Origin of the sequence: Flavobacterium sp., assembly GCF_003525665.1 — a bacterium.
Lineage (GTDB): Bacteria > Bacteroidota > Bacteroidia > Flavobacteriales > Flavobacteriaceae > Flavobacterium.
In genome coordinates this window covers 1-12,588 of record NZ_DQDX01000018.1, presented here as the reverse complement: position 1 = coordinate 12,588, position 12,588 = coordinate 1, and the positions used below count along the sequence as shown (strand labels likewise).

General features: G+C 31.6%; 11 protein-coding genes, 1 tRNA gene, 1 pseudogene and 1 riboswitch. Of the genes and pseudogenes, 6 read left to right on the top strand and 7 right to left on the bottom strand.

The features are described 5' to 3' along the window. Nucleotides 1–81: 81 nt before the first annotated feature. On the bottom strand, nucleotides 82–1,218 hold the full coding sequence (locus DIU01_RS01285; RefSeq protein ID WP_290831450.1) for an ABC transporter substrate-binding protein: 1,137 nt from the start codon (nucleotides 1,216–1,218) through the stop codon (nucleotides 82–84). A gap of 248 nt (nucleotides 1,219–1,466) precedes the next feature. Beyond that, nucleotides 1,467–1,777, top strand: a riboswitch (cobalamin riboswitch). A gap of 29 nt (nucleotides 1,778–1,806) precedes the next feature. Between DIU01_RS01285 and DIU01_RS01280 the strand changes: the two genes are divergently transcribed. Together DIU01_RS01280 and DIU01_RS01275 are read left to right on the top strand one after the other, a co-directional pair. Further along, nucleotides 1,807–3,636 carry a TonB-dependent siderophore receptor gene (locus tag DIU01_RS01280; RefSeq protein WP_290831449.1) on the top strand — a complete coding sequence of 610 codons (1,830 nt, stop codon included), beginning with the start codon at nucleotides 1,807–1,809 and terminating at the stop codon, nucleotides 3,634–3,636. A gap of 4 nt (nucleotides 3,637–3,640) precedes the next feature. Beyond that, complete coding sequence (locus DIU01_RS01275; protein ID WP_290831448.1) at nucleotides 3,641–4,711, top strand: YncE family protein; 1,071 nt, start codon at nucleotides 3,641–3,643, stop codon at nucleotides 4,709–4,711. Between the two features lie 88 nt (nucleotides 4,712–4,799). Here DIU01_RS01275 and DIU01_RS01270 read toward each other — a convergent pair whose 3' ends face one another. Beyond that, nucleotides 4,800–6,224: a S41 family peptidase gene (locus tag DIU01_RS01270; RefSeq protein ID WP_290831447.1), complete on the bottom strand. Its 1,425-nt coding sequence runs from the start codon at nucleotides 6,222–6,224 to the stop codon at nucleotides 4,800–4,802. A 107-nt stretch (nucleotides 6,225–6,331) separates the two neighbouring features. Between DIU01_RS01270 and DIU01_RS01265 the strand changes: the two genes are divergently transcribed. Genes DIU01_RS01265 through DIU01_RS01250 form a run of 4 tightly spaced genes read left to right on the top strand, consistent with a single transcriptional unit; the run spans nucleotide 6,332 to nucleotide 8,423 of the window. Then, nucleotides 6,332–6,841, top strand: a complete 510-nt coding sequence (locus tag DIU01_RS01265) for a sigma-70 family RNA polymerase sigma factor (RefSeq protein ID WP_290831446.1) — start codon at nucleotides 6,332–6,334, stop codon at nucleotides 6,839–6,841. Further along, nucleotides 6,828–7,286 carry a hypothetical protein gene (locus tag DIU01_RS01260; protein WP_290831445.1) on the top strand — a complete coding sequence of 153 codons (459 nt, stop codon included), beginning with the start codon at nucleotides 6,828–6,830 and terminating at the stop codon, nucleotides 7,284–7,286. The genes DIU01_RS01265 and DIU01_RS01260 overlap by 14 nt, the downstream gene beginning before the upstream one ends. 25 nt (nucleotides 7,287–7,311) lie before the next feature. Continuing rightward, entirely contained in the window at nucleotides 7,312–7,833 is a 522-nt protein-coding gene (locus DIU01_RS01255; RefSeq protein WP_290831444.1) for a DUF4252 domain-containing protein, read from the top strand. A 56-nt stretch (nucleotides 7,834–7,889) separates the two neighbouring features. Beyond that, complete coding sequence (locus DIU01_RS01250; RefSeq protein WP_290831443.1) at nucleotides 7,890–8,423, top strand: DUF4252 domain-containing protein; 534 nt, start codon at nucleotides 7,890–7,892, stop codon at nucleotides 8,421–8,423. 54 nt (nucleotides 8,424–8,477) lie between these two features. Here DIU01_RS01250 and DIU01_RS01245 read toward each other — a convergent pair whose 3' ends face one another. The 5 genes and pseudogenes from DIU01_RS01245 to DIU01_RS01225 form a co-directional block, all read right to left on the bottom strand. Beyond that, nucleotides 8,478–8,921: a sterol desaturase family protein gene (locus tag DIU01_RS01245; RefSeq protein WP_290831442.1), complete on the bottom strand. Its 444-nt coding sequence runs from the start codon at nucleotides 8,919–8,921 to the stop codon at nucleotides 8,478–8,480. Nucleotides 8,922–8,933: 12 nt separating this feature from the next. Beyond that, nucleotides 8,934–9,808, bottom strand: a pseudogene (locus DIU01_RS01240) (phytoene/squalene synthase family protein). 20 nt (nucleotides 9,809–9,828) lie between these two features. Then, nucleotides 9,829–11,289 carry an NAD(P)/FAD-dependent oxidoreductase gene (locus DIU01_RS01235; protein WP_290831441.1) on the bottom strand — a complete coding sequence of 487 codons (1,461 nt, stop codon included), beginning with the start codon at nucleotides 11,287–11,289 and terminating at the stop codon, nucleotides 9,829–9,831. 54 nt (nucleotides 11,290–11,343) lie between these two features. Next, nucleotides 11,344–12,240: a MerR family transcriptional regulator gene (locus tag DIU01_RS01230; RefSeq protein ID WP_290831469.1), complete on the bottom strand. Its 897-nt coding sequence runs from the start codon at nucleotides 12,238–12,240 to the stop codon at nucleotides 11,344–11,346. A gap of 206 nt (nucleotides 12,241–12,446) precedes the next feature. After that, nucleotides 12,447–12,528 (bottom strand) — tRNA-Leu (locus DIU01_RS01225). Between the last annotated feature and the right edge of the window lie 60 nt (nucleotides 12,529–12,588).

The following is a 12,588-nucleotide window of genomic DNA, read 5'->3' as shown; positions in this document are numbered from 1 at the left end:
TTTGTCAATCTGAACTTGTTTCAGATTCTAAAATAGAATAACAAGATGCTGAAATAAATTCAGCATGACAAAGATTGTGTTTTATTTCAACTTCTCAAAAAAGAAAGGCTCATAACCAACAAGCAATTCTGGATGTAAAATTTTAGTCAAATCTTTCAGCACTAAATCAGGTCGGTTTGGAGCCAATTCATAATACAAAACGCCACCAGTTTTTCCTTTTTTTCCTGCGAACGAATATACATTTTTATTTTGAAACGCCTTGAATTGTTTGTAATGCGGATTGGCATCAGTCATTTGTTTCAACGAAGAGAATTGCCCAGATGTAATCCAGAAATCGGCGTCTTTTGCTTTTTCCAAAACCGTTTCGAACGATAATGATAAACTTCCAGTTCCTGTGGTCTCTTTCCATAGATAATCACCTTTTGCTTGCGCTAAAAGTTGCGAACCCCAACTAGTTCCTTTTGGTAAATACCATTTGTCTTCAAACATATCTCCAGCTAAAATAGTAGGATTTGAAGTTGCCATTTTTGCAATTTCGATTGTTTGTAGATAGTCTTTTTCAATTTTATCAAAGATTTGGTTGGCTTCTTTTTGTTTGCCATACAAAGCACCAAAAAACTTAATCCATTCGGCTTTTCCAAGTGGAGTTTCTTCGTTCCAATCGCCGTTTAACATTACTTTCAAACCGCTTTTTTGTAAATTGTCTAACGTTGGATTGTTGTTGTCAAGTCCATATCCAATGATAACTTCGGGTTGTAAATCGATTAAAACTTCGGTGTTTAATGATTGATTTCCGCCAAGTTCTTTTATTTTTTTGGCATCAATTAAGGTACGAACTTTATCTGAAGATATGTAACTTAAATTAGGGAAACCAACTAAAGAATTTTCCTCATTTAGCATTTCCAATGAAGGAATGTGCGTAGTAGAAGTAACCACAATATTTTTTACAGGAATATTGATTTTCATCAATGAATTCAAGCTATCAGGAATAATTCCGTCTTTTTCTTTTAGAATATATTGATAGGTTTTAGACGCTTTTGGCCACGGATTTTTTACAGTGATAATAGTATAACCATCATAGTTTTCAATTGAAAAACCTTTGGCGTATTTCACTGTGTTTTCAGAGGAAATTTCATTGGTAATTTTGTTTTCTTGCTTGCATTGCACAAAAAGAAAAAATAGGATTAACGATAAACTGATTTGTAAATTACGAAGCATTCTTTTTTTTGGCAAAAGTAAAATAATGTTTTTACAAATTTGCCATTGTGTTACATTTGATACAAAATCAGACTTTAATTGGTTGTAAATTTGATAAAAGAAAAATCATGAGAGATAACTCCAATACTTTTATGTATGTCGTTGCAGGTATTATTCTGCTTCACTTTATTGTAGGATTCATTTGGCTAATAATTAAATTATCTAAAAAGAAAGATGATAAGTAAGTCTAATTTACATTTAAATTAATACTTTTGCACCCGAAATAAGGTTGTGGTTTAGAATCATTAAAATCACATTAAAAGGGAATTTGGATAAAAACCAAAGCTGTACCCGCAACTGTAAGCTACAAAGCTTGTTGTTAACTACAAAACCATTGTTTGAAATATTAGATTTTAGATTTCAAATATTAAATATTTAAAAGTTTAATATTAAAAATTTAAAATTTTATTTGGTACGATTTTTTTAAATCTACTATCAGATATCAAAAATTTAATATCAAAATGAGAAGGTAAACAACAAGACGCAAGCCAGGAGACCTGCCTTTTTTATAACAAATATCGAATCTTCGGGAAAAAAGATTCAGAAATTATGACTTTAAAAAAGCAGTTTTTATTTGCAGTTTTGTTGCTGTGCCAATCTATTTGTGCGCAACAGGATACTATTACCGTTTTGGATGATGTTATAATTTCAGATCTTCAGCTTAAAAAATTCTCCAATTCGCAATCAGTTGTAAAACTTCCAGATTCTATAATTTCTAATAATAAAACTTCGTTAACGACTTTATTAAACTACAATTCGGTTATTTATTTCAAGGAAAACGGACTCGGAATGGTTTCATCAGCTTCATTTAGAGGAACAACTGCCCAACAAACTGCGGTTATTTGGAACGGAATAAACATCAATTCACAACTTAACGGTCAAACCGATTTCAATACCATTTCTGCCAGAGATTTTAATTCAATTTCAATTCGTGCTGGTGGCGGAAGTTCTGTTTATGGAAGTAGCGCGATAGGAGGAAGCATTCACTTGAATAACGATTTAAGTTTCGGAAACAAATTTGAAAATACACTTCAAACCAATTATGGAAGTTTCAATACGCTTGGTGTAAATTATAAAATGCAAGTGGCATCGGATAAATTTAGTTCACAAATTAGCATTTCTAGAAATTCTTCTGATAACGATTATGAGTATTTAGATACCAATAAAAAGAACGAAAACGGACAATTTTACAACACCAGCATCAACCTAAATTTAGGCTATAAATTGGATTCTAAGAATGTTCTGAAATTATACAGTTATTTATTTGAAGGTGAACGCCACTTTTCGGGAACACTTGCTGCGCCTTCTAAAAGTAAGTACAATGATTTGAATACCAGAAATTTATTAGAATGGATTGGAAGTTATAACCAATTTACATCTAAAGTGAAAGTGGCTTTTTTATCAGAGAAATATAAGTATTTTGAAAATGCTGCGACCTCAATTTTTAGTGATGCCAAAGCTGAAACATTTACTGCAAAATATGATTTATTATTTAAAGTAAATTCAAAATTAGAGTTGAATTCGGTTTTAGATTTTACTCAAACCAAAGGTTTTGGAAGTGATATTGGCGAAAATAAAAGACAAATTGGTTCTGGAATTTTATTATTGAAACACAAACCTTTCTCCAAATTTTTATACGAAGTAACGATTCGAAAAGAGATTACAAGTAATTATAAAAGTCCGGTTTTGTTTTCTATTGGAACCAATTTTTCGGCATTTTCATTTTATAATTTGAAAGTAAATGCTTCAAGAAATTACAGAATTCCAACGTTTAACGATTTGTATTATCAAGGAAGTGGCAACTTGAATTTAAAACCAGAAAGTTCGTATCAAGTTGAAGTTGGACACGAATTTAAATTTAAAAACACCACATTTTCACTTACCAATTATTACATAAAAATTCAAGATTTATTACGTTGGTCACCAAGTTCAGGAGGCAATTGGACACCAAATAATGTTGCAAAGGTTACAACTTATGGCGCCGAATTTTTAGTGAATTACAACAAAAAAATCGGTAAAAATCAATTCGATTTTACTACAACTTATGCATACACCATATCTGAAGATGAACAAAAAAAGAAGCAATTAATATATGTTCCGTATCATAAGTTTACTGCGGCTTTGGCTTATTCATTTGATAAATTATCTGCGCACTATCAGTATTTATATAATGGTGAAGTGTTTACTTCGTCGGATAATTTTTATTCACTTAATGATTATTTGGTTTCTAATGTAGGAATCGATTATCAATTTGGAAAAAAGAAATTCTTGCAACTTGGTTTTGATGTGCTTAATGTTTTCAATGAAAACTATCAAAGTGTAAGCACACGACCAATGCCAGGAAGAAATTACACAATAAATCTAACCTTTAATTTTTAATAGAATGAAATTCAGTAAATTAGTTTTTGTAGCTTTAGTAAGCTCGATTTTTTTAACATCTTGTAGTGATAATGAGGATAACAATGAAACACCTTTAGGTAGTTATGATAATGGTGTTTTGATTTTAAATCAAGGTGGTTTTGGAAACGGAAATGCTTCAATTTCGTATTTATCGGAAGATTTTGTAACACAACAAAATGACATTTTTTCGATTGTAAACCCAACTATTACACTTGGTGATACTGCTCAAGATATCGGTTTGTATCAAGATTTGGCATTTGTAGTTTTGAATTATTCTAACAAAATTGAAGTTGTAAATCGTTATACAATGGCGCATGTTGCAACAATTTCTACCGGTTTAAATAATCCAAGATATATTGCATTTTCTAACGGAAAAGGATTTGTTACCAATTGGGGTGATGGTGGAAGCACTTCTGACGATTATGTTGCTGTTTTAAATCTTTCGACTTATGCTGTTTCAAGCACAATTCCAGTTGCCGAAGGTCCAGAACGTATTGTTGAAGAAAACAATAAATTGTATGTTGCTCACGCTGGAGGTTTTAATTATGGTAGTACAATTTCTGTAATCAATGGCGCTACAAATACGCTTTCAACTACTATAAATGTTGGAGATGTTCCAAATTCATTAGAAGTAGAAAATGGTTCTTTGTATGTAATTTGTGGTGGAAAACCCTATTATGCACCAACAGAAACAGCTGGAAGTTTGGTAAAAATTAATTTATCTAACAATACGGTTTCAAATACCATCAATTTCCCTGCAGAAACGCATCCGTCTAACTTAGCTATCGAAAACAATAAAGTTTTTTATACCATTGATGATGCAATTTTTAGCAAAAATTTGAATGAAACAGCTTTACCATCGACTCCATTATTTACTACAACTGCTCAAGGCGTTTATGGCGTTTATAGTTTTGCAGTAGAAAATGATAAAATTTATGTAGGTGATGCAGCCGATTATAGTTCTAACGGAAAAGTATATATCTATTCTGCAACAGGAACTTTGGAACACCAATATACTGTTGGAGTAATTCCTGCTGGTTTTTACTTTAACTAAGAAATATTGCTATTTTTAAACCATTAAGGAATTAAGAGAATTAAGTTTAATGCTTAATGAACTTAACTACCTTAATGGTTTAATTTTTTTATTTTATCTCAGAATACATTTCAGTTCGTAAAGGTTCTAGCTCTTTAGAATCTGAAAGATATTCGAATTGCTTTACCTTATTTTGATTTGACATTCGATTTCCGTTGAATATTAAATCTAAAGTATAACTAACCATTGGTTCCGTAGAACTTCCAATTTCTCCCATGTTTCCATAATTTTCTAAAAAAGGAAAATCAGCCAATAAACCTGTTTGATAATCACCAAAACCATCTGCGTTAATTATTTTTAAAACAATTGGTTGCATTGCGTATTTGTGAGATTTTCTCGCGCTCGATTTTTTGAAGTTTGGCGCATCATATAAGGTTACCGAACCCACATTTTTCCCTGTAGTTCTATCACCAATTTGAACCACATCAATATAAGGTTTCAATCCGTTGATGACCAATTCGCTTGCCGATGCTGTACTTCTTGAAGTTAAAATATAGACTTTCGTCAAATTTAATTTGTTGATAGCAGTTCCATTTCCGATGGAATTTGTGAAATTATTGACGAATTGTCCCGGATTATTCTCTTGCCAATAGTTTTCTAATTTCTCATTCCATTGTTCTTTTGCAAATAATTGTCCCGAAAATTGTCCGGTAATCATGCTTGCCAATCGTGTTGCAGTTGCAACGGAACCACCAGAATTGTATCGTAAATCTAGAATTAAATCGGTTACATTTTCATTTTTAAAATTTGCGAAGGCAGCGTTCAATTGGCTTTCGTAAGAAGTAAAAAATCCGTTGTACATTAAATATCCAATTTTTTTGCTACCTTGATTGAATACATTGGTTGCATAAACAGGATTTTCTGAAAGAGCCGTTTTTGTCAATGTTACCGATTGTCCGTTTGGAGTAATGTTTCCGTTATCATAATCGGCTAAATTTAAAGTGTAAGTTGTAGCCGAAAGTAACGATTGGTAATTGCTTGCCGTTAATGGCGTTCCGTTTACCGCATAGAATAAATCACCACGCTGAATTTCTTTTGCGGAAGCATCTGAATTTGGTAAAATATAGCGAACCCATCCAAAAATATCGGTTGAACTTCCCGATTTGAATCGCAAACCATAATCAACTCCATTGTTTAAGGTGTTTCCAGAAAGAATTCCTTCCAAAACCGAATAATCGCTGTAAATAACAGAAAACCGGTCGATTGAATTATCAATTCGTAAATCATTAAACAAATTTACTGGATTAGCATAATCAGAATTTGATAAAAAAGCATTCAATTCATCTTGATTTGCAAATCGATCATCCGATAAATCAGCAACTTCTTCTTGCCATAGATAATACAAATTCAAACCTTTCCAGACGAAATTATTAACTTCTAAATCTTTAGGAATGGATAAATCATCTTGCTTTTCACAACTTAAAGTTGCTATCAACAATACAAAAATCGGAAAAATAAAAAATATTTTTTTCATTGAAAATGAGTCTTTTACATAGCTAACATCAAAGATATTAAAAAATATTTAGTTATCTTGTAACAAAAATAAATGTGTCTCGTCTTTACTATATAACCAACAACCAAATGAACCAAAACGAGTTTATAAAAACAGTTTCTCCTTTTAAAGACAAGCTCTTTAGATTGGCAAAACGATTGCTCGTGAGCACAGAAGAAGCAGAAGATGCAACGCAAGAAGTTCTAGTGAAATTGTGGACAAGAAATGAAACGCTGAGCGAATTGAAAAGCGTAGAAGCGATGGCGATGACAATGACAAAGAATTATTGTCTAGATCAATTAAAATCGAAACGCGCTGGCAACATGACGATTGTTCATAATAATTACACCGACGGTCAGGCGAGTTTGCAACAAAAAATTGAGGATGTTGATAGTTTAAGTTGGGTTGAAAAAATAATTAACGAATTGCCTGAACAGCAAAAATTAATTATTCAAATGCGAGATATAGAGCAATACGAATTTGAAGATATTGCAAAAATACTAGACATGAGCGAAGCAACAATTAGAGTTGCACTTTCAAGAGCTAGAAAAACAATTAGAGAAGTAATGACCAAAACACATAATTATGGCATTGGATAGAATAGAAAAATTAATAGACAAATACTTTGAAGGAGAAACAAGTATTGCCGAAGAAAACGAATTAAAAACGTATTTTTCTTCACTAGATGTTGCGCAGCATTTACAGCAGTACCAACCAGTTTTTGGTTATTTCTCCCAAGCAAAAACAGAAGAGTTTAAAGCTGAAATACCATTAAACACCAAGAAGCGCAATGTCGCTGTGTGGTTATCGATTGCTGCTTCGTTTGTTATTATGCTTGGCGTAGGAACGTTTATGTATCTGAATACAATGGAAGAAGTTCCATCAACGGAAACGGCTTATGGAACTTATGATGATCCTGAAAAAGCATTAGCCGAAACAGAAAAAGCATTAGCATTGGTATCAGAACATTTAAATACTGGCATTGAAAGTGTGAGTTACATTAACGAGTATAACAACTCAAAAAATAAAATTTTTAAAAAATAAATCATTCAAAAATCGAATAGAAATCATGAGAAAAGTAATTTTAATTATCGCGTTAGTATTAGTATCTAATACATTTTTTGCACAATCTGTCTTTGATAAATTTGACAATCAAGACGATATCACAACTGTAATTGTAAATAAAAAAATGTTTACCATGTTGAGTAAAGTGGATGCCAAAGACAAGCAATCGCAACAATACATCAACTTAATTAAGAAGTTAGACAACCTAAAAGTGTTCGTTACTTCTAATACAAAAAAAGGAAACGAAATGAAATCGGTTGCTGATAAATACCAAAAATCTGCTGGTTTAGAAGAGTTGATGCGTATTTCTGATAAAGGTAAAAATGTAAAAATTTCTGTAAAATCGGGAGCAACAGATTCACAAGTAAAAGAACTTTTAATGTTTATTGAAGGTTCTGGAAAAGAAGAATCAGTTTTAATGTCATTAACTGGTAATTTTGATATCGATGAGTTATCTGCTTTGACAGAAAAAATGAACTTACCTGGTGGCGAAGAGTTAATCAAAGCTGGAAAAGGTAAAAAATAAGGAATTAACAATGGCAACTTTGAAAAACAAGTTGCCATTTAATTTAATCTAAAATGATGAAAACTGCACTATATATTGCCATCGCCGTAAGTTTACTTTTGGTTGGCTGTGAATCGAAACCTAGTTTACAAAAGTTCTTTGTAGATAATCAGGAGAAAAAAGATTTTATTGCTTTGGATGTTTCGCCGTCCATTTTAAATGTTGATAAAGCGACATTAACAGGCGAGCAAAAAAGTGCTTTAGAATCGTTTAAGAAAATGAACATTATTGCTTTCAAAAAAGACGGTAAAAACAACGCCGAATACGAAGCAGAAAAAGCAAAACTAAATACCGTTTTGAAAGACGAAAAGTACCAACAATTAATGAAATTTGGATCGGGTAGTGAAGGGGCATCTGTTAGTTTTGTTGGAACAGAAGACAATATTGAAGAGTTTATATTTTATGCCAATAAAAAAGAAAATGGTTTTGCCGTTGTTAGAGTTATAGGTGACCAAATGAATCCGAATGATGTGATGACAATGTTATCGGTTTTGCAAAAGTCCAATATTGATATGGAGCAATTAAAACCATTGCAAGGTTTATTGAAATAATTATAAGAGGTTAGTTGTAAAGTAAAAATCCCGTTCAATTTGAACGGGATTTTTTTATTTTTTAAAATATTTTAAAGGAACAAACAACATGCCGAAGCATTCGCCATCGCCTTTTCCGATGTGTTTGTGGTGCATTTTGTGCGCACGACGAACTCCTTTTGCATAGATATTGTTGGCATTTCTAAACATCTTAAAACGTTGATGAATAAAGATATCATGAACAATAAAGTAAGCCAAACCATAAGCGAAAATTCCTAGCCCAATTGATAATCCAATTTCTAGAATTCCGTTTTGCCAAAGTAAAAAACATCCTATGCTTACTACAGCATAGAAAATAAAAAAAGCATCGTTTCTTTCAAACCATGAGTCGTGGTCTTTTTTGTGATGATCGGCATGAAGACTCCATAAAAAACCGTGCATAACATACTTGTGAGTGAACCAAGCCATGAATTCCATGATGCAAAAAGTTAAAATAAAAACCAGAATATGAATCCACATAATGCGTAAAATTTAAATAATATTTAATTTATAAGAGAAATAACATTTGGCAAACAAGCCGTATTTTTGATAATCTGAAACTCTAATTCGAGTATTTTTTATTTCTGCCGAAGGTGTTTTCTTTAATTTAGACAACAACTTTTTGTAGTAAATATAAGCAGTGTAAACTCCGAATTTAGCTTCCAACGGTAAGTTTACAATTCCTTGATATCCAGCTTCAAAATCGGCTTCAATTTCTTGAATGATTTTGTTTTTAGATTCTTCATCCAATTTAGTTAAATCGGTATTCGGAAAATAAGTACGACTTAAATCTTCAAAATCGGCTTTTAAATCTCTAAGGAAATTCACCTTTTGAAAAGCAGAACCTAATCGCATTGCAGAATGTTCCAATTCGTTGTACTTAGCTTCATCACCATTAACAAAAACTTTTAAACACATTAAACCTACAACATCTGCCGAACCATAAATGTATTCGTTGTATTCTTCAAATGTTTTGTATTCGGTTTTAACCAAATCCAAACGCATGCTTTTCATGAAAGCATTTATCATCGAATTCGGAATTTGATATTTGTGAACCGTATGCTGAAAAGAATTCAAAATCGGATTCAAACTGATTTTATTTTGCAAAGCAGTTTGTAAATCTTTTTCGAACAAATCAAATAGATCTTCTTTATTGTAGTCGTGAAAAGTGTCCACAATTTCGTCGGCAAAGCGCACAAAACCATAGATGTTGTATATATCGNNTATAAGAGACAGCCATAGATGTTGTATATATCTTGACGGATTGAAGGCGCTAGCATCTTCACAGCAGCTGAGAAAGAAGTGCTGTAAGATTTTGTAACATTTTTGCTGCATTCAAAAGATACTGTGTCAAAAATAGATTTCATAGAATAAACTCTTTTAAAATTTAGCTGTGTTTTTGTATTAAATCGGCAACAAGTTTTCCAGAAATTAATGCTGGTGGAACTCCAGGTCCAGGAACTGTTAATTGTCCAGTAAAATAGAGACTTTTCACTTTTTTACTTTTCAATTTTGGTCTTAAAAATGCCGTTTGCAATAGTGTATTTGCCATTCCATATGCATTTCCTTTGTATGAATTGTACTCTTTAATAAAATCTTTTACGCAAAAAGATTCTATAAAAATAACATTATTTACGACACTTTGTTGTGTTATAGTTTCAAATCTTGAAATTATTTTTTGAAAATATTCATTTCTTAACTCTTGGGTATCTTCTATTCCTGGTGCAATAGGAATTAGAAAAAATCCATTTTCATAACCATTAGGAGCTAAATTTTCATTAGTTACCGATGTAAAGTTAGCATAAAATAATGGTTCTTTCGGCCATTTTGGATTATCATAAATATCTTCTGCATGTTTATCAAAATCTACATCGAAAAAGAGGTTATGGTGTTCAATATTTTTCAATTTTTTATCAAATCCTACATAAAAAAGTAGGGAAGATGGCGCGAATGTTTTTTTGCTCCAATATTTTTCAGAATATTGACGGTATTGAACATCTAAAAGTGTTTCTGAATGATGGTAATCTGCTCCTGATAAAACAATATCTGCTGCAATTGTTTCACCATTTACTACAATTCCAACAGCTTTTTTATTTTCAACAAGTATCTTTTCAATTGGCGTATTAGTGTGAATTGTTACTCCAAGTTCTTTGGCTAATTTTTCTATTCCAAGAATAACGCTGTACATACCATCTTTAGGTTGCCAAGTTCCCAAACCAAAATCGGCGTAGTTCATAAAGCTATAAAAAGAAGGAGTGTCTGAAGGTTTTGCACCTAAAAACAGTACTGGAAATTCTAATATTTGTATTAGTTTCTTGTTTTTAAATTTCTTTCTTACGTCTTTACTAATGTTAGAAAAAAACTGATTTACTTTAGTTGCTGTTTCTAGCGTTATTAATTCTAACGGCGATTCGCCAGGTCGGTAAACCAAATCTTTTATTGCAATATTGTAATTGCTTTGCGCTTCTTTCATAAAAGAAGACAGTTTTTCGCCACTTCCTTTTTCTATTGCTTCAAATGTTTTTACTATCTCAGGAAGATTATCTGCAATGGTTACAAAATCATCAATTCCAAAAAACACTTTGTATGCCGGTGATAGTTTTGTTAATTGATAGTAATCGGAAGGTTTTTTATTGAAATCTCCAAAGAATTTTTCAAATACATCAGGCATCCAATACCATGAAGGTCCAATGTCAAATGTGAATCCGTCTCTTTTAAGTTGTCTTGCACGTCCGCCAATGGTACTGTTTTTTTCGTACACATCAACTTCGTAACCTTTTTGGGCCAGATAGCAACTCGCTGCTAAAGCTGAAAAACCCGATCCTATTATTTTTATTTTCTTTTTCATATTGTCTAACAAAAATAGTAAAAAGTTAAACAATAAAAACTATTTAGGAAAAATTTATATGTTTTCAATTAATTGATTTATTGATTTAAATACATTTATGTTGTGAGCTGCACTCTTTGGGTCCATATTTTCAGTCATTCTACCTATAAGCCATACTTCTGAATTTTCATCAAGGATTTCCTCTTTTAAGTTTTTGATGTAGTCATTAACTTCTGCTTTTTCAGGTTGTACCGTCATGTAACAAACGTAAACGATATTGTCGAAATATTTTTTAATGTCTTTCAAACTATCTGTAGGAACGCTTTCACCAAGATAAATTGTCTTGTAACCTTGACTTAATATTTCATAATTCAGATACATCAATCCTAATTCATGAATTTCATTCATTGGTAAATATAGCACAAAAACTTTATCAGTTCTAGTTGGTTCTTTACTTTGAATTTTTTCGGTATTTACTAGTAATTTTAATTTGATTAAATAACTTATAAAATGTTCGTGTGCCGGAGTAATAGTATCAACTTGCCAAAGAAACCCGATTTCTTCCATTAACGGAATAAAAACTTCGAAGAATACTTCTCTAAAAGATTTTTCAGATAATAAAGTTTCGTATGTTTTAAAAAATAGATTTTGATCAAAGTTCATCATGGCAAGTTTGAAGGAACTTATCGCATGATTTTTTGCGCTTTTATTAGAAACAATATCCCGAACTAATTCTGGAATTTTTTCAGCGGGCATTTTAGATATTTTCGAAATCTTATAACCATAGTCGTGCAACAATGTTATGTTCAATAACTTTTGCAGTGCGTTCAAATCATAAAATCTTATGTTGGTATCGGTTCGCATGGGTTCTAATACATTGTATCGTTTTTCCCATATTCTAATAGTATGCGCTTTAATACCTGAAAGATTTTCTAAATCTTTAATGCTAAAAGTATTTTTTACATTGTTCATCATTTTCAGTTTTTCGTTAAACAAAATTAGTAAAAATAATTTACAATTAAGGCTTTTACAGTAAATAAAATAATTATTGTGTTTTTGGTAGAAAATTATAGTAATCTGAAGTAGAGAATGACTGAAGTGTAAATCTAATTTTGAAGCGTACTTTTTTTAATAAAAAAATCCTTAAACCAATATATATTGATTTAAGGATTAGAATGTGACTTCGATGGGATTCGAACCCACACGCCTTTCAGCACTACCACCTCAAAGTAGCAAGTCTACCAATTTCTCCACGAAGCCTCTTGAAATAAAAAAAGTCAAGCAAAATGCTCGACTTTTTTTGTGACCCGACTGGGGCTC